The organism is Phyllobacterium sp. 22229 (assembly GCF_052056495.1).
In the GTDB taxonomy this organism is placed as follows: domain Bacteria; phylum Pseudomonadota; class Alphaproteobacteria; order Rhizobiales; family Rhizobiaceae; genus Phyllobacterium; species Phyllobacterium myrsinacearum.
In genome coordinates this window covers 1-22,984 of record NZ_JBQEPA010000038.1, presented here as the reverse complement: position 1 = coordinate 22,984, position 22,984 = coordinate 1, and the positions used below count along the sequence as shown (strand labels likewise).

The 22,984-nt window shown below is 59.3% G+C and carries 19 protein-coding genes; 3 read left to right on the top strand and 16 right to left on the bottom strand.

Translation table 11 applies throughout. The features are described from left to right. Nucleotides 1–27: 27 nt before the first annotated feature. The 7 genes from ACTJJ7_RS27365 to ACTJJ7_RS27335 all read right to left on the bottom strand — a co-directional run bounded on the left by ACTJJ7_RS27365 (nucleotide 28) and on the right by ACTJJ7_RS27335 (nucleotide 8,473). Nucleotides 28–1,677 (bottom strand): GMC oxidoreductase, encoded by a 1,650-nt coding sequence (locus ACTJJ7_RS27365; protein ID WP_440969438.1) that lies wholly within the window; start codon nucleotides 1,675–1,677, stop codon nucleotides 28–30. 279 nt (nucleotides 1,678–1,956) lie between these two features. After that, nucleotides 1,957–2,862: a carbohydrate kinase family protein gene (locus ACTJJ7_RS27360; protein WP_440969437.1), complete on the bottom strand. Its 906-nt coding sequence runs from the start codon at nucleotides 2,860–2,862 to the stop codon at nucleotides 1,957–1,959. Continuing rightward, nucleotides 2,859–3,893 (bottom strand): ABC transporter ATP-binding protein, encoded by a 1,035-nt coding sequence (locus ACTJJ7_RS27355; protein WP_440969436.1) that lies wholly within the window; start codon nucleotides 3,891–3,893, stop codon nucleotides 2,859–2,861. The genes ACTJJ7_RS27360 and ACTJJ7_RS27355 overlap by 4 nt, the downstream gene beginning before the upstream one ends. After that, the gene (gene argH, locus ACTJJ7_RS27350; protein ID WP_440969435.1) at nucleotides 3,893–5,407 is read right to left on the bottom strand and encodes an argininosuccinate lyase; all 1,515 of its coding nucleotides are present in this window, start codon (nucleotides 5,405–5,407) and stop codon (nucleotides 3,893–3,895) included. The genes ACTJJ7_RS27355 and argH overlap by 1 nt, the downstream gene beginning before the upstream one ends. A 5-nt stretch (nucleotides 5,408–5,412) precedes the next feature. Then, on the bottom strand, nucleotides 5,413–6,267 hold the full coding sequence (locus ACTJJ7_RS27345; RefSeq protein ID WP_440969434.1) for a carbohydrate ABC transporter permease: 855 nt from the start codon (nucleotides 6,265–6,267) through the stop codon (nucleotides 5,413–5,415). A gap of 1 nt (nucleotide 6,268) precedes the next feature. Next, nucleotides 6,269–7,213, bottom strand: coding sequence for a carbohydrate ABC transporter permease (locus ACTJJ7_RS27340; RefSeq protein ID WP_105735329.1), 945 nt, complete (start codon nucleotides 7,211–7,213; stop codon nucleotides 6,269–6,271). A gap of 12 nt (nucleotides 7,214–7,225) precedes the next feature. Further along, nucleotides 7,226–8,473, bottom strand: coding sequence for an extracellular solute-binding protein (locus ACTJJ7_RS27335; RefSeq protein ID WP_440969433.1), 1,248 nt, complete (start codon nucleotides 8,471–8,473; stop codon nucleotides 7,226–7,228). Nucleotides 8,474–8,745: 272 nt separating this feature from the next. Between ACTJJ7_RS27335 and ACTJJ7_RS27330 the strand changes: the two genes are divergently transcribed. Beyond that, a complete protein-coding gene (locus tag ACTJJ7_RS27330; RefSeq protein WP_105735331.1) occupies nucleotides 8,746–9,969 on the top strand; it encodes an ROK family protein in 1,224 nt (407 codons plus the stop codon). Nucleotides 9,970–9,985: 16 nt separating this feature from the next. Then, nucleotides 9,986–12,385 carry a PIG-L family deacetylase gene (locus tag ACTJJ7_RS27325; RefSeq protein ID WP_440969432.1) on the top strand — a complete coding sequence of 800 codons (2,400 nt, stop codon included), beginning with the start codon at nucleotides 9,986–9,988 and terminating at the stop codon, nucleotides 12,383–12,385. Nucleotides 12,386–12,436: 51 nt separating this feature from the next. Here ACTJJ7_RS27325 and ACTJJ7_RS27320 read toward each other — a convergent pair whose 3' ends face one another. Genes ACTJJ7_RS27320 through ACTJJ7_RS27290 form a run of 7 tightly spaced genes read right to left on the bottom strand, consistent with a single transcriptional unit; the run spans nucleotide 12,437 to nucleotide 20,269 of the window. Continuing rightward, nucleotides 12,437–13,855 carry a M20 family metallopeptidase gene (locus tag ACTJJ7_RS27320; protein ID WP_440969442.1) on the bottom strand — a complete coding sequence of 473 codons (1,419 nt, stop codon included), beginning with the start codon at nucleotides 13,853–13,855 and terminating at the stop codon, nucleotides 12,437–12,439. A gap of 25 nt (nucleotides 13,856–13,880) precedes the next feature. Then, nucleotides 13,881–14,753, bottom strand: coding sequence for an alpha/beta hydrolase-fold protein (locus tag ACTJJ7_RS27315; protein WP_440969431.1), 873 nt, complete (start codon nucleotides 14,751–14,753; stop codon nucleotides 13,881–13,883). Further along, nucleotides 14,750–15,754 carry an ABC transporter ATP-binding protein gene (locus tag ACTJJ7_RS27310; RefSeq protein ID WP_440969430.1) on the bottom strand — a complete coding sequence of 335 codons (1,005 nt, stop codon included), beginning with the start codon at nucleotides 15,752–15,754 and terminating at the stop codon, nucleotides 14,750–14,752. Before ACTJJ7_RS27310 ends, ACTJJ7_RS27315 begins: the two co-directional genes overlap by 4 nt. Continuing rightward, entirely contained in the window at nucleotides 15,751–16,752 is a 1,002-nt protein-coding gene (locus tag ACTJJ7_RS27305; protein ID WP_440969429.1) for an ABC transporter ATP-binding protein, read from the bottom strand. The genes ACTJJ7_RS27310 and ACTJJ7_RS27305 overlap by 4 nt, the downstream gene beginning before the upstream one ends. Next, a complete protein-coding gene (locus ACTJJ7_RS27300; RefSeq protein ID WP_105735336.1) occupies nucleotides 16,752–17,651 on the bottom strand; it encodes an ABC transporter permease in 900 nt (299 codons plus the stop codon). The genes ACTJJ7_RS27305 and ACTJJ7_RS27300 overlap by 1 nt, the downstream gene beginning before the upstream one ends. Continuing rightward, nucleotides 17,648–18,625 (bottom strand): ABC transporter permease, encoded by a 978-nt coding sequence (locus tag ACTJJ7_RS27295; RefSeq protein ID WP_105735337.1) that lies wholly within the window; start codon nucleotides 18,623–18,625, stop codon nucleotides 17,648–17,650. Before ACTJJ7_RS27295 ends, ACTJJ7_RS27300 begins: the two co-directional genes overlap by 4 nt. Nucleotides 18,626–18,658: 33 nt before the next feature. Then, complete coding sequence (locus ACTJJ7_RS27290; protein ID WP_105735338.1) at nucleotides 18,659–20,269, bottom strand: ABC transporter substrate-binding protein; 1,611 nt, start codon at nucleotides 20,267–20,269, stop codon at nucleotides 18,659–18,661. A gap of 97 nt (nucleotides 20,270–20,366) precedes the next feature. On the opposite strand from ACTJJ7_RS27290, the gene ACTJJ7_RS27285 reads away from it, so the two are divergent. Further along, complete coding sequence (locus tag ACTJJ7_RS27285) at nucleotides 20,367–21,230, top strand: MurR/RpiR family transcriptional regulator (RefSeq protein ID WP_440969428.1); 864 nt, start codon at nucleotides 20,367–20,369, stop codon at nucleotides 21,228–21,230. 3 nt (nucleotides 21,231–21,233) lie between these two features. Here ACTJJ7_RS27285 and ACTJJ7_RS27280 read toward each other — a convergent pair whose 3' ends face one another. Both ACTJJ7_RS27280 and ACTJJ7_RS27275 read right to left on the bottom strand, forming a co-directional pair. Then, nucleotides 21,234–22,037 carry an anti-sigma factor family protein gene (locus tag ACTJJ7_RS27280; protein ID WP_440969427.1) on the bottom strand — a complete coding sequence of 268 codons (804 nt, stop codon included), beginning with the start codon at nucleotides 22,035–22,037 and terminating at the stop codon, nucleotides 21,234–21,236. Further along, nucleotides 22,034–22,807, bottom strand: coding sequence for a sigma-70 family RNA polymerase sigma factor (locus tag ACTJJ7_RS27275; RefSeq protein ID WP_440969426.1), 774 nt, complete (start codon nucleotides 22,805–22,807; stop codon nucleotides 22,034–22,036). Before ACTJJ7_RS27275 ends, ACTJJ7_RS27280 begins: the two co-directional genes overlap by 4 nt. Nucleotides 22,808–22,984 lie beyond the last annotated feature (177 nt).

Here is a 22,984-nt window from a genome sequence, read left to right as displayed (position 1 = left end):
CTTACCTGGCTCAAGTCCGGCTAGTCCTCACACGGCTTCAGCGCGTTCTCCGCCCGTTCGGAAGCCTCCGATGCCTTCATGAAAGCCATGCAGCGCCTTGATATGATCGGCAAGCCGCAATGCCAGCGCGACAATTGTCAATGTCGGCATATCGTTGCCGCAGGTCGGAAACACCGAACTGCCCGCGACGTGCAGGTTGTGGATGCCGTGCACCGTACAGTCCTGGTCGACGACGCCCCTATGCGGGTCGACATGCATCCGGGTGGTTCCCATATGATGATTACATCCGATGATCGAAAGCTCAGGCTCTGCAGCCGGCCGCTCGAGATCGACATGTCCGACGCCGGATGCCTCAAACTCATCCTTAATCAGTCCCAGCATCCGTGAGTGGGTGTGCTTTTCCAGATCGCCGACACGCCAATCAAGCGCTGCCCGGTTGAGGCCCAACCTGTCCCGCTGCGCCGACAGCGTAACCCTGCTCTCCCTGTTGGGAACGGGTTCGATGACACTCTCGATCTGGAAATAATCCGACTTCGCGGCGAGCCGCAGCTTCCGGTAGAGCAGGGATGCCATGAGGTTGGGACTGCCAAGCGCAACGGTGGCAAATGTTCTCAATTTGAAGTCGCGATAATGCCGCCACCGGATGGCATTGTATATCTCGTGGAAACGCTCGGTCAGCGTGCTGTCCTCGCCCGCCCGGCATGCCCGGAAATAGGTGCGGCACTGCACCAGTTGTTCGTCCCGCTGAACCTGTTCCGTCAAGCCGAGATGCGCGCTTGCGCTGGTACCATCCACGGCAAGCTTGGGATTGTGATAGGTGTAGCGGGCATCGTAAAAGCGAAACGCGGCGGCATTGACCGCAGGTATCATCTGGCCAAGGCGAATACGCGGGTGCTCCATGAAATAGCGGCCGACCACATCGTGCTGGTTGCCAAGCCCTCGCTGATCACACCGGTTGGACAGCAGGAGAAGACGGGCGTTTTCGATCCCGCCCGCGGCTAGAATGACTCTTTGGGCCCGCACGAACATCATCTTTTGCCCATATGTCGCCACGTGCACGCCGGTTACGGTTGATGGATCTTCATGCGTCGCGATCTCGGTTGCATTGGCATTCAGCAGCACTTTCGTCGTTTGCGCGGTGCGTAGAAACGCCTCATAGTCGCGGCCAAACCGCGTTGGCGGGCTAAACTTGCTCACCATCGTCTCAAGCGAGGCATCATTCAGCTCCAGCAGTATGGAGCGGTCGCCCACGAGATGTTCGTGCCAGAACTGCGGTTCGAAACCGTGATTGTTGACTTGGACCAGGTCGCTTGCACGGGCATAGAACCGCTGCATCTCCGTCAGATCAAACGGCCATCCACTGTTGGGCACCCAGTGCCGCGGTTCAAAATCAATGCCGATGAACGGTCGTATCCACCCGCCCCAGCAATTGGAACTGCCGCCGAATTGCCGGGTTCTCGTCGCCTGAAGGTCGTAGGGGATGCCAAGGTTTTCGCCCTGGTAGAGGGATTGTGACGCGGCATTGAAGTTCAGTCCACCGCCTTCAAGAACGATCGTTTCAATGCCCCGTTTCTGGAATTCGAGCGCAAGCGTGATCCCTGCAACGCCGCCGCCAACGATGCATATCGCGGCATCCAGAACTGAACCCGCTGGAAGTTCTCTGGCGTCAACAAACATGGCGTGAAAGCCCGGATTGAGCAAAGCTGAAAACAATATTGAGCGATATGGCGTGTTCCATTGCCGATCGACCTCAAGCCAGAACGAGCAAGACCAGTGTTATGCTCACAGAGACAATCCGCCGGTTGGCGGCTTGTCTGTCCCCATCGGATATTTGAGGGCGATTATAGGGCCGGATGGCCTCCAGGCGGAATATGCTGTGACGGCTAGGACTAGTAGCCCTTTTGCTTAGAGCCCTCCTCATTCGGGCTACTGGTTGCACAACCGATTGGGTACAGTTCAAAGCTGGGCAGCTTGCCCGAGCGCCGTGGCGCCGCCGGCAGCCTGAACAGCCAGACTTCCCAGAGCGACACCGGCATTGAGGCAGGATTGCGGGTCCAGCCCGTCGAGCCAGGCATTGATGAACCCGGCATCGCATGCGTCGCCTGCGCCAGTTGTATCAACGACGGCAACACTTGGAGCAACGCTGTAGAAATAACGGCCATCCACCATCAGATGGGCACCGCGCGCGCCGGATTTGACGACAACGACGGGAAAGTTTTCGGCAAGCTTGCGCAGGCTTTCAACCGGATCGGACAGGCCGGTGATCGCCGTCGCCTCTTCCTCGTTCGGCAGGAAGATATCCACACCCGCGCAGTTTCCGATAAAGGCGGGATCAAAAATCAGGGTTTCATCCCAGCTGGGATCGAGGGAAACCGTCAAGCCGTGCGCCTTCGCATTCCGTACCAGATCAGGGATCTCAACGAGAGTGGCATATTCGGCGATATGAAGATGTGTTGCCTTCTCCCAGGCGAGCGCCGGCAGCAATGTCGCCGGTTGCGCTGACCCGGCCCGGCGTGAGAGAAAGGCCCGCTCTTCGCTGTGATTGATCGCAACCGAAACCTGCGGGCCGGCATCGGGCGCCTGCTCAAGAAAGCGCAGATCGATGCCGCTCGTCCCGAGTTGATCCAGCAGCCCCATGGATAGGGAGTCGGTACCAAGCCGGGCAAGAAGCGCCGTGGTCCTGCTCGTATGCGCCAGATAGGCCGCGACGATGAACGCGCCGCCGCCGCCGGTGATGGCCATGTTTCTGGCAAAGACCTCGCGCCCGAGCACCGGCATTGACTCAAGCCCGGTAAAAATCAGGTCACAGTAAATCCTGCCGATACTCAGAACGGCATTCTTTTCGGCTGAATTGGATTTCATAAACGGCCCAGCGACTTCTCGGTTTTTGCATCGAAGAGATAGAGTGCCGTTGGCGCGGCATAGGCGGTGACGGTGCTTCCCGTCGCCGGGATCAGTTTGCCCGGCGCTGTTGCAATGACCGATTGTCCGGCAACGTCGAAGTGCACCAGCGTTTCGGATCCCAGCGGCTCGACCGCCGACACGACGCCCTCCAGTTTGAAGTTACCCGGCGCTGCCTCGCCGATCACCAGGTCGTGCGGGCGAATACCGATCAGCATGGCGCCGCCAGCTTCCACGGCAACACCCGTATCGGTGCGGCGGCCGGGAATGAGGTTCATTGACGGACTGCCGATGAACCGCGCGGTGAACACATCCAGCGGGTTTTCGTAGATCTCCATCGGCGTTCCTGTCTGCAGGATATGACCGTCGCGCATCACGACGATCCGGTCGGCCATGGTCATGGCTTCCACCTGATCGTGGGTAACATAGACGATGGTCGTACCCAGCCGCTGATGCAGACGCTTGACCTCGATGCGCATCTGCGCCCGCAATTGCGCGTCAAGATTGGACAGAGGCTCGTCGAACAAGAAGGCAGAGGGATTGCGCACCATTGCACGGCCGATGGCGACGCGCTGGCGCTGGCCGCCGGACAATGCCGAGGGACGCCGTTCGAGCAAGGCGGTCAGCCCAAGCATTTCGGCAGTCTCGTCAATGCGCTTGTCCTTGTCTTCCCTCGACATTTTGGAGGTATAAAGACCGAAGCCAATATTCTGCCGGACGGTCAGGTGCGGATAAATGGCATAGTTCTGGAACACCATGGCAATGTTGCGTTGCTTGGGTTCACGTTCGTTGACCACATCGCCGCCAATACGCAGCGTGCCTCCGGAAATATCCTCGAGACCCGCAATCATGCGCAGCGTCGTTGATTTGCCGCAGCCGGACGGACCGACAAAGACAACGAATTCGCCGTCGGCGATTTCAAGGTCGATGCCGTGGACCACATTGGTCTTGCCATAGCGCTTGACCAGGCCCTGAAGTTCAATTGTCGCCATCAGGCAGCTCCTACCAATGCTTTGAAATTATGGTCAAGTTCATGGGCCGCCCGGCTCTCGCTGGCGGAATGATCGGCAGCCAATTGCGCGAAAACCGAAGCTCGGTCGCGATAGGATGACAGTGCCGCGGCCATGGGCTCCGCGGCGGGGCCGCCGAACCGGCTGCGCACACGGACAAAATAGTCGGGCGATACGATTTCGGCGAACTGATCGCGATCAACCGACGGTGTGCGCCCGGTCGCATGTTCGAAAGCCACCAGAAACGGCTCGAAGCCGCCGGTGGGCAGATCGCCCTGTTTGGCAACAACTGCCCTGGCAACCGTAGCGGCGATTTCATGGGCTTCCCGGAACGACAGGCCTTCGCGGCGCACCAGTGAATCGGCAAGTTCGGTGATGGTGATGCAGGAGCGGCGGATATTGCCGGCGACACGCTCGGAATCGATACGGATTGCCGATACGAACGAAGCCATGAGATCGAGAACGCGCCCTGCGGAAACAAAGGCCTCATAGCCCATCGACTGGGTTTCGCCCTCGCTGTCATTCATGTCGGTGAATGGAGTATTGTGCATGACGTCAAGCACGGTGCGCGCCCGGCCGAATGTTTGGCTTGCCAGCAGCCGCATATGTTCGATGGGCACAGGATTGCGCTTCTGCGGCATGATCGACGAAATTTGCACCAGCGCATTCGGGACATAGACCTGCCCCACTTCAAAGCTCGTCCAGAACTGGAAATCCTGGATCAACCGGCCGAGATGCAGAAACATCAATTCGATGGCACTGTAGGTGGAGGTGATATAGTCGACCGCGGCGATGCAGCTGTAGGAGTTGCGCAGCGGAGCGGAAAATCCGAGAAGCTCTGCCACGCGGGCGCGATCGATCGCAAATCCGGAGGTGGTGATGGCCGCGGCACCCATGGGGCTGAGATCGACGATCTGCCGCGCTTCCTCGAAGCGGTTCATGTCGCGTATCAACACTTCGATGACGGCAGACAAGTAGTGGCCGAAGGTGGTCGGCTGTGCCGGCTGGCCATGCGTGTAGGCAACGATCAAGGTTGCTTTCTCGCGCTCGGCCGCATCGATCAGAGTATCAAGCAGGTGGCGCGCCTTACCCATCAGCGCATCGATGCGCGCCTTCAGTCCAAGCTTGAAAAGCGTATGATCAATATCATTGCGCGAACGGGCCGTGTGGAGGCGTCCTGCGATATCGGCACCAACCCGTTGTTTCAGTTCCTTCTCGATCAGGAAGAAGAAGTCTTCCACCTCTCCCGTATAGACGAGCGAGGCCGGATCGATGTCGCGGTCAATGGCTTCGAGCGCAACCGCGATTTTGGCCGCCTGCGTGCGGTCGACGATGCCTGTTTCCACCAGCATCACCAGATGGGCGCGATCGATGCGGCGGAAGCCATCGACATGATGCGACTTGGCACCGTCAAACAGAGGCCGCAGCACCGCTTCCTTGTAGACCGGATCGGGAAAGAGGCTTTTGTCGGAGAGACGCGGATCATTCAACGTCATGGCGATTATCCTTTCAGTCCGGCCAGCATCACGCCGCGCACGATATAGCGCTGCAGCACCAGAAAAACGATGAGCGTCGGCAGCGTGGCGATGGCTGCGCCAGTCATAATCAATTCCCACTGGATCGACTGTTCGACGGCAAAGCTCGAGAGGCCGACGGGAAGCGTGTAGAGTTCCTTGCTCGTGGTCACGATCAACGGCCAGAAGAAGGCCGTCCAATTGCCAAGGAAGGTGAAAATGGCAAGGGCGGACAGCGCCGGCGTAACCAGCGGCATTGCCACTTTCCACCAGATCTGGAACTCGTTCAGACCATCGATCCGCGCAGCTTCCAGAAAGTCGTTGGGGATGGTGTCAAAGAACTGCTTCATCAGGAAGGTCCCGAACGCTGTCATCATGCCCGGGAACATGATGCCCCAATAGCTATCCAGCCAGCCCAATTGGCTCGACATGAGGTACCACGGAATAACCAGCATCTCTGTCGGTATCATCAGGGTCGACAGGATGGCGAGGAAGATCAGATAGCGGCCGCGGAATTCGAACTTTGCCAGCGTGTAGCCAACAAGGCTGTCGAAGAAAACATTGGAAAGCGTCACTGTGATGGCGACAAGGCTGGAATTGAGAAACCAGCGCATGAAGCGGCCGTCGAGCAGCACCTTGGCATAGTTTTCCAATGTCGGCGCTGCAGGAATAACACGCAGATCGTAGACCTGGCCTGCCGTCTTCAGCGAGGTGGAGAACATGAAGAGCAGTGGCGTGATCATGATCAGGCCGCCGATCAGAAGGAGTGTCCAGACGAGGATCTGGGCGGGTCTTATGTTGGCGCGGTACAATCCTGCCGGCTTCGGGAGAGCTGTGGTCATATCATTTATCCCTCAAGACGCGCAGTTGCAGCAATGACACCACCAGCAGGATGGAAAACAGCACAACTGTCTGCGCTGCCGCATACCCCATCTGGTAGGATGAAAAGGCGGTCTGGAAGATCATCAGCACCAGAGGCTTCGTCGAGCCCAGGGGGCCGCCGGGGTCATTGGTGGTCATGTTGTAGACCTGATCAAAAATCCGCAGGAAGCCGATGGAGGAAAAAACCACCAGAAAAACGGTCGTTGGCTTGAGCAGCGGCAAGGTGATGCGGCGCAGAATGGCCCACTCGCCGAGGCCGTCGATGCGGGCAGCCTCATAATAGGTACCTGGAATGGCGCGCAGACCGGCCATGAAAATGATGATCTGGAAGCCAAGACCGGCCCAAATCGACGTCACCATGATCGACGGCAGCGCCTGATTGACCGACCGGATGAAGGGCTGCTGCGGCAAGCCGAAAAGCCCGAGGACATCATTGATGACACCGATTGGCGCCGGCTGATAAAACCATCGCCATACCCAGGCCATAGCGGCGGCCGTGGTCAGAAATGGCAGGAAATACAGTGCCCGGATGAAGGCGTGCATGAAGCGCACGCGATCGAGATAGTAAGCAATGGTGAACGCCAGCAACAGGCTGATCGGGGTGCCGATCAGCAGATAGGTGAAGGTATTGCGGAAGACTTTCCAGAACTGCGGATCGCTGAACAACCGCTCGTAATTGCCCAGACCGATGAACACCGGCGGACGCATCAGATCCCAATCCGTCAGCGACAGCCAGAACGCTTGCAGCGTCGGATAGAAACGGATGACGCTGTAGAACACGATAGGCAGGGCAAGAAACGACCAGACCCAGATCAGCCGCTTGGTTTTCATGGATAGCCGGTCCCACACGGGCCCGGTGGGGCGGCTTGCGGCCGCCCCTTCCGTATTGACAGGTGTGGAAACCATTGGACGATGCCCTTACTTCTTGGCGGAATCGATGATTGCCTGTTCGGCGGTTGCCGCCTGGGCAATCGAGTCTTCCGCTGACTGTCCTTCCAGAAGAACGCGGTTGGCCATGTCCATGGCCGTCTGGCGCTGCGCAGCCTCATCGACGAATTGCGTGGTATGCGCATATTCAAGTCCCTTGAGGAACGGGCCGAAAATCGGATCGGCCAGATTGGCGTCCGTCAGGGCGGCGGAACGGCGCGCAGGCAGCTCGCCCACAGTCTTCAGCCAGATGTCCATGGCTTCCGGCGAGGAGATATAGGCCAGGAACTTCTTCGACGCTTCGAGCTTTTCCCCGCTGACGCGCGCCCCAATACCATTGGCGAAATAGCTCGCATAATTGGACCGCAGGCCTGCCGCATTGGCGGGCAGTTCAGTGACGCCCCACTCGAAGGTATTGATCGTCTTGAAGGAGCCGAGACGGAAAGTCCCGTCGATGGTCATGGCCGCCATACCTGCGCGAAACGCTGCCTGGCCTTCATCCATGAAGCCGACCTGGCCGATCTTCTTCTCCGTCTGCAGGCTGGTGTAGAACTTCAGGGCCTTGATGCCGGCCTCACTGTTATAAGTCACTTTTGTATTGTCGGCTGAATAGGGTTCGCCGCCATACTGCCGGATGAGAACTTCACGCCACCACTGGTGATCCTGCCCCGTCATATCCAGCGTTGTACCGGCAACGACAAGGTTTCCAGCGGCATCGCGCTTGGTTGTCGCAACGCCGGCCGCAACGAAATCGTCCAGTGTCTTCGGCGGATTTTCAATCCCCGCCTCTTTCAGCAGCTTCTTGTTGTAGAACAGTGCCAGCGAGCGGACAGCTGTCGGCAGGCCATAATATTCGTTGCCCCGCTTCATGGCCGTCACGATGGGAAAGAAATCGCTTTCGATCTTGTCGTGCGGGAACATGTCGGTTGGCAGCGGCTGCAGCAGCTTGCCCGCAACGAACTTGTCAAGCCATCCGTAGAACAGCTGCATGACATCCGGACCCTTGCCGCCCATATTGGCCGCAACAATGCGTGTCTGATAGTCCGCATAGGGGAAAGTCGTCTGCTTGACGGTGATACCGGGATTGGCCTTTTCGAAATTGGCAATCAGCTGATCCATTGCCTTGACACGGGTATCGTACACATACTGCCAATATTCGATTTCGACCGCCTGCGCCGTTCCGGCAGCAAAAGTGGCAAATCCGGCAAGCAGGCCGGCCAATAGAATTCCTTTACGCATATAACCTCCTGTGCCCTGCCATATCCATCATCGGATGCAGAGCTTCCCTGTTCCCCAGGCACCGGCGCTGCAGTCCGCATCGACGATCCCCATGACCTCATCCCACCGCACGGCAATGTTTTTGCTGCAGCAACCCCGAACGTTGTCGTGGCTTACATATAAGCTTCACCGTCAGCGATGATTTGTCAATAACATACTTTACTTGAATTATTGTATTGCGTCAGAACGCCTCTTGGAGGTATCGATGAAAGACTGGAATTGAGGTTCGAGACATGGCCCGACAGACGAGCGGTACGCATCAGATTGCCATCGGTAAAAATCCCGAGCGCAGCCGGCATCACAACCGGCGTGTTGTCCTGGATGTGGTGCGTATTCACGGCTCGCTGGGACGCATGCACATCGCCAAACTGACCCAGCTGACCGCCCAGGCGGTAGCCAATATCGTCGACGAGCTGGTCAGCGATAATTTGCTGATGGAGGTCGGGCGCCTCCGGTCCGGCCGCGGCCAGCCGCCCATTCAGTTCGCCGTCAATCCCGACGGGGCCATTACCATCGGCATCGAGATTGCCGCGGATCACATGGTGATCGTTGTTTTGGACCTTGCGGGGCAGGTGCGTTCCAGAGAAATCGTTCCCGTCAAGAACACCACGCCCGAGCACTTTGTTCCGCGTTTTGTCGGCGAGGTCGACCGGATTCGCACGCTCTTCAAGGCGAAGCTCCTGGGCATCGGCGTGGTCATGCCGGGACCCTTTGAGATCGATGGCATGACGTCCGTTGGTCCGACCACCCTTCCCGGCTGGGGTACGATCGACGCTGCAGAGATGCTGTCCGAGGCCAGCGGCGAACTGGTCATCGTTGAGAACGACGCGACTGCCGCCGTGGTCGGCGAGCGGCTGTTCGGTGCCGGGCAGACGATTTCCGATTTCTGCATGATCTATTTCGGTGCCGGTATCGGCCTTGGCGTCATTCACGAGGGAACGCCGTTTCGCGGCGCTTTCGGCAATGCCGGTGAAATCGGACATATCGTGGTTGCCCCGCGCGGAAAACAATGCCCATGCGGCCAGAGCGGCTGCCTTGAACTCTATGCCTCGCTGCATGCCCTGAAGGAGAAACTGCGCGAAGCCGGCATCGCCGCGAGCGAGTTTTCCGACCTTGAGACCCTTCACGCCGGAAACCATCCCGTTCTGAGAGCGTGGATCGGTGAGGCCGCAGATTATCTGAGCCCGATGGTTTCGATGCTGGAAAATATTCTGGATCCGGAAACCGTAATGCTGGGCGGAGCCATGCCGGATGCTATCATCGATGACATCATTTCCGCCATGCACAACCTGCCTGTATCCGTCGCGAGCCGCCGTGTACGCTCCCTGCCGCGTGTCCAGCGCGGCCAGACGGGTCAATTGACCGCCGCACTCGGCGCCGCAGCACTGCCGCTGTTCGAGGTCGTCACCCCCAAACTTGATACATCACCCACAGACATAGCCCACAACACGTTATAAGCGGCAGGAGGATACCGTGCTGACGTCCCATGAGCGGATCGAACGACAAAAATCCCGGCCAGCCCTGGTCCGGCTGCACCATGCATTGTCCCGGTTGACATCGACGGCAACTGTCATGAACACCGGCGCGCATCCGGATGACGAGCAGAACGGTCTCTTGGCCATGTTCCGCTTTGGCCTCGGAATGCGGGTTGTGATCGCCTGCTCGACCCGTGGCGAAGGCGGACAGAATGCGCTCGGGCCGGAACGGTTGGGGGCACTTGGCGTGCTGCGATCGCGGGAATTGGAAGAGGCAGCCCGGCAGCTCGATGCCGATGTCCATTGGCTCGGACACGGACCAGAGGATCCGGTGCATGATTTCGGCTTTTCCAAGGATGGCGACGCGACATTTGCCCGGTGGGACGAAAAGCGCATCATCGAGCGGCTGGTACGCGCTTATCGGCAGGAGCGGCCGGATATCGTCATTCCGACATTTCTGGATGTTCCCGGACAGCACGGCCATCACCGTGCCATGACCCGCGCCGCTGAAGCTGCCCTTGCGCTTGCCGCGGATGCGGGTGCTTATCCCGAACATTGTGCCGAGGGCCTGACACCATGGCGCGTGGCCAAATATTACCTTCCCGCCTGGCCGGGCGGCGGCGACACCTATGATGACGAGATCCCTCCGCCGGATGCAACCATTGCCATCGACGCTTCAGGCACGGAACCGGCAACGGGCGCCGCTTACGATCATATCGGCGAATGGTCACGCGCCTATCATGCCTCCCAGGGCATGGGTGTCTGGCGCAATACACCGCGGCTGTCCTGGCCGCTGCATCTGCGGCATGGCCCCAGGGGAAGCCAATCCGAGCATTCCATTCTTGAAGACATCCCGGCAACACTCGCAGATCTTGCCGGCGCCGCAGGCCATTCCGCAGGCAGCGTGCTGCTGGCTGCCCATGACGCGATCAGCAAGGCCATCCAGGCCTTTCCAAACCGTGACCGTATCACCACGGTGCTCCTGGATGCTGCCGGCCATATCGACAGTATCGAAGCGCTGGCCTCGCCAGCCTTCATGGCACGGCACGGACATCGGCTGGATCGCAAGCGCCGGGAAATTGACGCGGCATTGCTTGAAACGGCCGGGATAGACGTGCGTGCGGTTACAGAACCGCAGCACCTTTCCCCCGGAAGCACCGGCCGCATTACGGTGCATATGGACAATCCGTCCATCCCGCTCCCGGACGGCATATCGATCGCGCTGCCGTCTGACGTAACTGTTGTCCGATCGCAGGATGCCGCAAGGTCCCGCTCCTTCGACATCAAAGCGGCTGCAACGGCTGCGCTGACCAATCCATATGGACACACATGGTCCAGCCTTGGTGGAAACGGCGCGGCTTTCGCCAATGTTACCGCCAGAATTGGCAACCGGCAGGTTCAAGGCACGTTCGATCTTGAAGAGCCATTGAGCATCGTGCCCAAGCATTCCCTGACGCTCCTGCCCGAGGCCATCATCGCCAGACGCGGCGATGCGATGCGCAGCTGGCCGATTCGGGCCGATGGGATGGATCCCGCAGTTGCTCTGCGCTTTGATGCGCCGCCCGGCTGGACAGTCAGGCCGCAGGACGGCCAATGGCTGCTGTCCGCCCCTAAGATGCTGCCCGCCGGGCTCACCCAGATCACGCCGGAAATATCCGGACATCCGGCCATGCGCAGCACACCCATTTCCTACCCGCATACCGGGCGCTGCGTCTTCATCGCCCCGGAACGGCTACGGGTGCTCGCACTGGACTTGAAGCTGCCGGAAGGCGCCAAGATCGGTTACGCCGGCGGCGGCGCCGACAGGGTCGCCCTGTGGCTTCAGCGCATGGGACTGGATGTCACGGAACTCGATACGGAGGCTCTTGGCGGCGACCTCTCGCGCTTTACCACCATTGTGGTGGGCATTTTCACGTTCGGCCTGCGAAAAGACCTGAGTGCAGCGACGGAACGCCTGCATGGCTTCGTTGAAAACGGCGGCCACCTCGTCACGTTGTATCATCGCCCCACCGACGGCTGGATTCCCAGCGTCACGCCGTCGCGCTATCTGAAAATCGGATCACCGTCACTGCGCTGGCGCGTGACCGATCCCCATGCCCCCGTAACGATATTGTTGCCCCGGCACCCCTTGCTGACGGGTCCCAATATCATCGGGCCAGCCGATTGGGACGGATGGGACAAGGAACGCGGCCTTTATTTCGCGTCGGAATTTGACGACGCCTATGAGCCGCTCTTATCCATGCATGACGCCAATGAACAGCCGCTGAACGGCGGGCTGATTTCGGCCCGCATCGGCAAGGGCAGGCACACCCACACCGGCCTTGTCCTGCATCATCAGCTCGACAGACTGGTGCCGGGCGCGTTCAGACTGATGGCCAATCTCGTCCAGCCGGCCTGAAATCCCAGGCCGGCGGTTTGTTTAGCGCGATTCTGCGTTCAGCCGCTCAATTCAACCCTTCGACATATCCAGCGGCGGCTCGACGCCAGCCTTGAGCGGGCTGACATAGGGCGTACGGGCCGTCTGCTGGGCGAGCGCATGTTTGGAATCCTCAAGCAGAACCGGGTTGGTGAGAACCGCCAGGCCGAGTGCCGCCATGGCCTTGGCCGCATGCACCATGGCTTTGTGCGCAGCCGGTGCCTTGCCCTGTGCAACCACGTGCCATGTATGGAAGGGCGTGCCGATAGCGACCGTCGGCGCATGCACCTGCACCGTCGGAACGACCCAGCTGACATCCGCAATATCGGTGGAACCGATGAAAGGTCTGCGCACTGTATCAAAGGGCACGAGAAACTCCGCCAGCGGCGCATCGGTAACCGGCATGCCGATCGCCTGATAGACGGACGCTATCTCCTGCTCTGACAGAGTTTCACGAATCTGCCGGGCAAAATTGCGATCATTGTCATCAAAAGCCGGGGCGCCAAGTTCTTCCATCGTACGGTACAGCGCCTGCTCGAGCGGCTTGTTGCCCAGCGTATTGGAGACGGCACTGATGATCTTCATGTCAACGCGCGTCTCGGTCATCATCGCCGCACCCTGCGCAATCTTGTGGACCCGCTCCACCAGATCGAGCATGCCGGGCAAATCCATGGCGCGAATGGAGTAACGCACCCGCGCATGGGCCTGCACCACATTGGGCGCGATTCCGCCCGTATCGAGTATGGCGGAATGCACCCGCGCATCGGACGGCATATGCTCGCGCATGTAGTTGACGCCGACACTCATCAGTTCCAGCGCATCCAGGGCACTGCGCCCAAGATGCGGAGAGGCCGCCGCATGGGCCGCCCGTCCGGTGAAAACAAAGTCAGCACGGGTGTTGGCCAATGACAGGGCAGGCGCGACTTCCCAGAAACTGTAGGGATGCCAGGAGATTGCAACATCCACATCATCGAAGGCCCCGGCCCGCACCATGAAGGCCTTCGCCGCTCCACCCTCTTCGGCGGGGCAGCCATAGTAGCGCACGCGTCCGGCAATGCCCTTCTCGGCCAGAAAGTTCTTCAGCCCCACTGCCGCCAGCAGGGCGCCCGCACCCAGAAGATTGTGGCCGCAGCCATGTCCATTGCCGCCAGCTTCAACAGCGCTGTATTGCGTCATCCCGGCTTCCTGAGACAGGCCCGGCAAGGCATCATATTCCCCGAGGAAGGCAATGACCGGTCCGCCCTCTCCGGCCTCTCCGACAACGGATGTGGGAATGTCCGCCACACCTTCCGTGATGCGGAAACCGTGATGCTGCAGTTCCGCCTTGTGTTCGGCAACCGACCGAACTTCCGTGTAGCACACTTCCGGCATGGCCCAGACGCGGTCACTCATTTCAATGAGCCGCTGCTTCTCGTCCTCAACCTTTTGCCACAACCCCTGACGGTCATTCATGCTCATCTGCCTATTCCTTTATCTCTCAGAGTTGTGCCGCATCATCGAAGACCAGCGCGGAAGCCGGTGGAACGGTGCCTTCAAACCAGAATGCCGCAGCGGCACGCGACATGGCGGCGCCGTCATGGCCTACCCCTTCCACCCTGATTAACCTCCAGTTGAATACCATCCCAAGGCGCTTCGCCTCGCGCTCGGCAAACCCGTAGACGAAGTGTGCGCGTGCATAACGTGAACGCCCCTGTGCAAGCGCTTCCGGCTGGGAGGGCAGGTTCGGATCATCCTCGGCTATGTCCTGATCGCCGGCGAAAATATGCATCGGATAGGCAAGCCAGCGCGCAAGCTCGTTCTCGGACAGCCCGATTCCGCCCATCCCCTCGGGAAATTGCCGTTGCAGGTCCGGCAAGGTATACCAGCCGGGATTGGCAGCAATGACCGCGGAAAAGACACTGGGATCCTGTGTCGCCAGCAGCCGATGCGCAAACTGGCCGCCGGCGGAATGCCCGAACAGCCTGGCCCGTGCCTGGCGGGTTACACCACTGGCCTGAAGCGCGGCAAAGATGCGGGCCGGAACACCGTAGAGCCATTCCTCCCGCTTGCGCGCCTCGCCGCTTGCTTCCATGACAAGGCCGTTATTGTAACTTTCGGCCTCTGGAAACTGCGCATCGGAAAATGTCGGCGCAACAATCAGCAGCCGGTGTTTTTCGGCGGCGGGTATCCAGAAATCCCGATACTCGTCGCCATTGCGCAGCATGCCGTGCTGAACAATGACCACGGGATCGTCAGGACCATGGGCTTGCGGCCGGTAGAAGTGAACCGTCAGCGGCCGGTCAGGATGAAACCTGTCAATGAGGGGTATCGCACTGCTTCCGGTCGTGGGGATGAGAGGGACGGACGTCATGATATCTCCGAGTTATGCAAATGGCAGGCCGCACTCTGCCCTGGAGCGACGTCCTTGAGTTCGGGGCGGCGTTCACGGCATACCGGCATCGCTTGGCCGCAGCGCGGATGAAACGGACAGCCGGTTGGCGGGTCGAGCGGCGATGGCAAGTCCCCCTTGAGCGGCTCAAAACTGCGTTTGCGCCGGCTGATGGATGGGCTGGCATGGATCAGCGAGGCACTGTAGGGATGTGCCGGCTTGCTGAAGATTGCCGCGGCGGAGCCAATCTCGACGATGCGTCCGAGATACATGATCGCTATGCGGTCGCTGATGTGCCGGACGATACCCAAATCATGGCTGACAAACAGATAGGTCAGCCCGTAACGCTCGCGCAAATCCATGAACAGATTGATGACCTGCGCCTGGATGGACACATCAAGCGCGGAAACCGGTTCGTCGCAGACCAGAAAATCAGGCTTCACCGCGAGCGCGCGGGCAATACCGATGCGCTGGCGCTGTCCGCCGGAAAACTGGTGCGGATAGCGGTCCCGGTAGGCCAGATCAAGGCCGACTTCCTCCAGTGCCTGATTGACGGCACCGGCAATTTCGCTCCTGGGCATCAGCCGGTGCACTTTAAGGGCTTCCCCGACGATCTGGCTGACACGCATGCGCGGATCAAGTGAGGCATAGGGATCCTGGAAGATCATCTGCACCTTGAGCAGGAAATTCAGCCGCTCCTTGCCCTTGAGTTTGCCGACCGGCTGCCGGTCATAGATCACCTCACCGGCACTTGGCTGGTGAATGCCCGTCGCCATGCGTGACAAGGTGGATTTGCCGCAACCCGATTCTCCGACGAGGCCCAGAACTTCGCCGCGCTGGATGCTCAGGTCGACCCCGTCAACGGCACGCAGAACACGTGGCGGCGCAGCCTGGCCGGCGAGGGCCAGAATACGTTCGGCCATGGAGGATTTGGCATGGAAGTGTTTCTTGACACCCCGCATTTCAAAGAAGGGTTCAGTCACGGCCTGGCCTCCTGAACTGGCGCCGGACCGGCGGCTTGCGGCATGGGGTTATGGCAGCGCAAACTCCGGCCATCGATCATCTGCTGGACCGGATAGCTTTGGGAACAGACCGGCTGCACCCGTTCACAGCGCGGCCGGAACGGGCAGCCGCTCGGGCGGTCATCAATCCGCGGTGCATTGCCGTCAATCTGATGCAAACGCTCGCCTGGCCTGACCATACCGGTGGATGAATTCAGCAAACCAAGCGTATAGGGATGCAAGGGCCGGTCGAGTACGTCATCAACCGTGCCGGTTTCCACAATCTGGCCCGCATACATCACGGCTACGCGGTCGGCGAGTTCAGCCACCACCGCCAGATCATGGGTGATCCAGAGCACGGCCGTACCGGTTTCACGCGCCAATTTCTGTACCTCATAGAGAATCTGGCTCTGAATGGTCACGTCGAGGGCCGTTGTCGGCTCATCGGCAATGATCAGGTCCGGATTGTTGAGAAGCGCTATGGCAATGGCCACGCGCTGGCGCATCCCGCCGGAAAATTCGTGCGGATATTGTTTCAGCCGCACTTCCGGCGAGGAAATCCCGACGCGCCCGAGGGCTGCCACCGCTTCCCTCGCGGCCTGTGCCTGACCGCAGGCGCGATGTTCAAGGATGGCCTCGCACATCTGCTCGCCAATGGTCAGCACAGGATTGAGTGTTGACAGCGGGTCCTGAAAGATCATGGCGATGCGGTCACCGCGCAAATTGCGCAGGCGCTCGTCGGACGCTCCGCGCAGATTCTCGCCGTTGAACAGCACGTCGCCCGCGACGATTTCACCGGGCGGATCGATCAGCTGCACCAGCGAGAAGCCGGTAACGGATTTGCCCGAACCGGATTCACCGACGAGGCACAAGACTTCGCCGCGCTCAACCGTCAGGTCAATGCCGTCCACTGCGGCCCACGCACCGCCAAGCAGATGAAAAACGGTTTTGAGGCCGCGTACTTCCAATAAAGATGCCATCACCCACCCTTCACATTAAAGCTGCGGCGCAGGCGGTCGCCGACAAAGTTGAGTGACATGATCAGCAGCACGAGAGCGAGGCCGGGGAAGACGGCAATCCAGTATTCGCCGGAAAGCAGATAATCGAACCCGTTGGCAATCAGCAATCCGAGCGAGGGCTGGGTTACGGGAACGCCTACCCCGAGAAATGACAGCGTGGCTTCCAGCGTGATCGCGCTGGCAATATTGATGGTGGAAACCACGAGGACTGCGCCAATCGAATTGGGCAGCAGATGCGCCAGCATGATGTAGGGTGTCGGCAGCCCGAAATTGACCGCCGCCTCAATATACTCCTTGCGGCGCTCCACCAGTGCCGATGCCCGCATCAGGCGCGCATATTGCGCCCATTGCACCAGTATGATGGCGAAAATCACCTTGTCGACGCCGCGCCCCACCGATGCCAGCAGGACGAGGGCGACAAGAATGGATGGAAAGCCCAGCATGAAATCGACGATGCGCATGATCAGCGCGTCCACCATCCCGCCCAGCTGGGCGGCAAGCAGGCCCGCCGCAACCCCGATCGTCAACGCGCCCAGCGTTGAAAGCAGGCCAACCAGGAGGCTGGTGCGCAGCCCATACAGGATGGCGCTGACCATATCGCGGCCTTGCGCATCGGTTCCCAGCCAGTAGACCGAACCGCTCATGCTCGCGGCCCCGGGCGCCAGCCGGTTATCCATGACGCTGAGCGTGGCAAGATCATAAGGGTTTTGCGGGGCAATCAGCGGGGCAAAGACTGCTAGCAGAACGAGACAGGCCAGCAATATGCCGGCACCGCGTGTCGTCGGCCTTTTACGGATACCGCGCAAGACTTTCCGGCGCAACGGCGTCGCCGTATCATCCGGAATGATCGGCTTGTTCATACCATATCTCCGGATAGTTTTACGCGCGGATCAAGAACCGCATAAAGCACATCGACAATAAAATTGACGGCCACGAACAAAAGCGTTGCCAGCATCACATAGGCAACAACGACAGGGCGATCCAGCTGATAGATGCTGTCGATCAGCAATTTGCCCATGCCCGGCCAGGAGAAGACTGTTTCCGTGATCGTGGAAAAAGCCACAAGGCTGCCAAACTCGATACCGACCACAGTCACAACAGGGATGAGGATGTTGCGCAGCACATGCCTGCCGACAATACGCCGGCGCCTCACCCCCTTTGCCCGGGCAAATTTCACATAATCCTGTGTCATGGCTTCCGTCGTGCCGGCAGCCACCAGACGGATCATCAGCGCCATGTTCGGTATGGCGAGATTGAGCGAAGGCAGGATCAGATGCCGTAAACCATCCGTGGTAAACAGGCTGGTCTGAATGCCGAGAAATGCAACCGTTTCGCCCCTTCCGGCGGTTGGCAGCCAGCCGAGCGCCACGCTGAACAACAGAACCAGCATCATCCCCTTCCAGAAACTGGGCAGGGAAAAGCCGATCACCGTGCCCGTCATGATCGCCCGTGACGGGCGGCTGTCGGGGTTGAGCCCGGCCAGCAGACCCAGCGGAATACCGATCACGGCGGCTCCCGTCATCGACAGGAGCACCAGTTCGAACGTAGCGGGCAACCGGGCCAAGATCAGGGAAACGACCGGCACGCCGTGCACGAAGGAGGTGCCGAGATCGCCTTTCAGGGCATTGACCAGAAAGGTGAAATATTGCTGCCACACCGGCAGATCCAGTCCGAGCCGCTTGATCAGCGCCAGCCTTTCGGCGGCGCTGACCTGCGGTGGAACCAGCAGTTCAACAGGATCACCAATGCCATAGACGGCAAAGAACACAGCGACGGATACCGCAACAAGAACCAGTGCACTCTGGATCAGCCGCTGAAGAATATAAGCTGTCATGGCATATCACTCAGATTTCTGTCCTGTGCCGGCTTATTTCACCGGCTTGACGGACATCGCCAAAGTGAACTGGTCTGAACGGCCTGTGTAGGTCAGGTTGGCCTTGTGTGCCCACACGGCGCTTTCGAAATGCAGCGGGATGAACGCGAAATCCTTCATCATTTCGGTCTGAGCCTGCTGCAGCAGGGATGAACGCTTGGCATCGTCCAGCGTCGAAATCGCCTCCAGGATCAGCTTGTCAAATGCGGGGTTGGAATAACCGCCGTAGTTGGAACCGCCAACCGTGCCCTCCTTGTTGGGCGTTGCCGGCCACTGACGCAGGAAGGACGAGGCCTCACCGCTGGTCGATCCCCAGCCACCGAGCGCCACACTCAACTCCTTCTTCGAACGGCGCGGGAAATAGATAGCGCGGGTCATGGCATCAACGTCAGCCTTGATGCCGACCTGCGTCAAATATTGCGCCACGGCCTGCGTGATCTGACTGTCATTGATGTAGCGGTCATTGGTGGTGGAAAGCGTCAGCTGAAAGCCGTTTGCATAGCCTGCTTCGGCGAGAAGTTTCTTGGCTTCGGCCGGGTCATAACGCAGCTCCGGCGGATTGGGCAGCGTGCCGAACATGCCGGTCGGCAGGAACTGGTAGGCGGGTTCAGCCGCACCGTCCATCAGGCGCGCGACGATTGCCTTGCGGTCGATGGCGAGCGACATCGCCTGGCGCACACGCACATCCTGCAGCGGGTTCTTGCCGTCGGCAGCCTTGACAAAGGGGCTTTGCGCGCGACCGACATCAAGCTGGTAGTAGATCACCCGCGTCGTCGGCGTAATCACATAACCGAAGCGCTTGTCATCCTTGATACGGGCGAGATCGCGGGCAGCCGGATTTTCAATCACGTCATAGTCGCCGGCGAGAAGACCGGCCAGACGCGGTGCCGCATTGGGGACCGGCAGAAAACGGACGCTTTCCCACGGTTCGGCATCGCCCCAGTATTTGTCATTGCGGTCGAGATCGATGGCGGAGCCCCTTGTATAGCTCTTCAGCTTGTACGGGCCAGTTCCGATGGCGAGCTTGCCGTCATTGAAATCCCCGACCACCGGCCAGGTACCGGTAACGCCGCAATTCTTGCCAATATCGAAACTGAGCTTGTCGTGCTTGACGATGGAAGAGCTCAAAATACCGACGGTGCCGAGGAATGTCGGCAGCAGCGGTTCAGGCGCCTTTGTGGCGATGACCACCGTATGCGCATCCGGCGTTGTGACGGACTCGAAGTTGCCGGTAATGTCGGCGAATGAACCGGCAATCGCGGTTTCGTTCTTCAGTGTGCGGCAGAACGTAAAGACCACGTCATCGGCCGTGAAGGGCGATCCGTCCGAGAATGTGACACCCTCACGCAGCTTGAACGTCCAGGTGTTCTTTCCATCATTTTCCCACGAGGTCGCGAGTGCCGGATGCAGCTTCTGCTTTTCATCCTGCCGCGTCAGCCCTTCAAAGATGTGGGCAGTGAGCGCATTATTCGGCGTAAGATCGTGATAATGCGGGTCGATTGCGGTCGGCTCGGAGCCGAGAGCAATGCGTAAAGGCTGTGCATGGGCAGAGCCGGCGAAAAGACATGTTGTCAGTAGGCATGCCAATAGTGTCTGTTTATGCATAAAGTTCTCCGTTCCCCAACGTCTCGTCATTTTTGACATGTTTATTTTCAAAAATAACGTATATGAAAATTTTATGCCGTCAACACCGGAAACGCGTATGTCAAAAACGTTGAACCCAAAATCAGATTTCTCCAACCGCATGTCTGCCGCTTACCCTTCCCTGAGCAAATCGCACCGCAGGATTGCCGACTTCGTGCTGGCAAGGCCGCTTGACGTTGTCGCGATGTCCATCGAAGGCCTGGCGCAGTCGAGCGGAAGCTCCACGGCAACCATCACCCGCTTCGTCCGCGCGGCCGGCTACAGCGGCTATGCCGAGTTCCGCGAAAAAATCGTTTCGGATTTTCAGTTCGTGCCGGAAGAAACCCTTGCCGTTAACGATACGGACAAGGACACAGGCCGCAGAAACCTGTCATTGCACAGCCTGCTGGCGGACAATGCGGACAACATCAGGGACACAATAGCCAATATTGACAATGCCACCTCTTCCGGGTTCATCGCAGCGCTGATCAACGCAAAGCGGATCATCATTCTGGGCACCGGTGCAAGCCACTACGCGGCAACGTTTCTGGAAGAAGGCCTGGCGCTGTACACGGAAAAAAGCGTCTCCAACATTCTGTCGAGGGGCGCTTCCGAATATTCCAACAATTTCGTGCGGTCCGTGGACGAAGGCGACGTCGTCATTGCCATCTCCATGCCGCGCTATTCAAACAATACGGTGCAGCTGTCGAAAGCGGCCAAAGAGAAAGGCGCTTTGATTCTGGCAATCACCGACAGCCCGACTTCGCCCCTGGTTCCCGTCGCCGACATCATTCTGTTTGCACCCGCCCGCAACCGTCTCTTGCCGAATTCTCCCGCAGCGATTTTCGCGCTCGCGGACGCCATTGTCACCACCGTTGCAGCCCGCCGTCCGGATATTGTCGCCTCGACAATCGGCGTCCCGCCCGAAGACCTGTTCCTGTGATCCCTACTTCTCGGCAGCTGCGGCAAAATCCGCGCGGAAGGCCGCAAGATCAGCAATACTGACATCCGACACCGCCCAGAATGTCAGGCCTCCACTGGACCATTCGGCAAAATTATAGCCTTCGCGTGTCCTGCTTGCCGCGGCAACGGGAGATGCAGGCCAGACGAAAACATTGATGACGTGACCGTGCCGGCGGTACACCAGAACCGCGACCACCCTGCCATTGATATAGTCCACGCGGCCGCCGACGAGGGGAAAACCTTGTGTCGAGAGGTCGATGACCGGCGGAGAATAATCGATCTTGCCATTGAACCAGGGCTTGACCGTATGCTGGTCGGAAGTCTGCACGTCGGTCAGGTGGTCAACGAGCAGGGACCGCACATGGCTGGCAAGAATCTGATCCTGGAGCACGCTGGTCTGAGGCGGCACCGACAATACAAGAAAAACACTTGCGGCCAATGCTGCGAATGACGGAATAAAGCTCCAGCGCCTGATGAAATCGGCGGCTCTCCACCATGTGCCGAGGCGATGTGCCGATGCGGAAGAGCCTGATGGCACTCCGTCAACCTCATGTGAAAGCGCTGTCACGATCCGCTCGCGAACACGCTCGGGCATCTGCCACCGGACTCCGTCCTGACCGATGATATCTTTCAGTTCCCTGTATTTTTCCAGCTCCGCCGTACAACTTGCACAGGTGGCAAGGTGGTCTTCGAATTGCAGCGCGTGCATTGGATCGAGCTCGCCATCGATGAAGCCGTGCAGCATGACAGCCCAGTCAGAGCATTTTTCCGGTCTGGTCTCGCTCATGATGCTGCCGCCTCGCCGCTGACTTCACCGTGCCAGACCTTGCCGAATTCCTGCCGGGCACGGGCGAGCCGTGACATCACGGTTCCAATCGGCAGTTCCGTGATGTCAGCGATCTGCCGGTACGACAGCTGTTCGAGTTCGCGCAACACCAATATTTCACGCAAGGCATCGGGGAGCGAATATATGACCATGCGAACATGCTCGGATTCCGTCTTGCGGATCAAAGCGGTCTCGGGCGTATCTTCTTCAGAGGCGATGTCCGCGCCGATAGGGGGCGTCGCCCCGTCATTGTTGTCCGTCAGAGGCATTTCAAAACGCGCCTTGCGGCGGTTTTCCTGCAGCCAGACGTGGTAGCAATTCCTGACAATGGCAAAGACCCAGGATCGCGCGTCACCGCCGCGATACCCGTCAAAGCTGCGATAGGCGCGCAGGAAAGCGTCCTGGACAATATCCTGCGCGGCATCCCCGTCCCGGCTCAGAAAACGGGCAAAATTGTAAGCGGCGTCCAGATGCGGAATGATCAGCCGGTTAAACCGTGCTGCAGCATCGGCCGTAGGCTGCACCCTTTTCGAGCTGACGCCATGACCCGCCAGCCCTGCCATGCGCACAATGAGATCCGGCAATCCACCGCCTTGTCCGCCAAGGGCGCGACGCGACAGCACATTTGCCAGAACTGCGCGCATACCCGCCACCCGCGACCGCCAGGCAAGCGCTGCATGGGTGGAATCTGGAACATGCATGGATATGGTTGCAGGATGTATTTCTGTCATGGTGTTCCCAAGCGGCACGGTTACCGCACATGAATCCTCTTCGAAATTCCAAAAGCCGTTTGTTACCTAGATCGACCGGAACGCCGGATTATTCCCGAAACCCGCAAATTATTTCGCCGCTGGCGCAGAATGCTCATCTTACACCGTTTTACGGCGCCTTGCGCAGCTCCTGCTTGT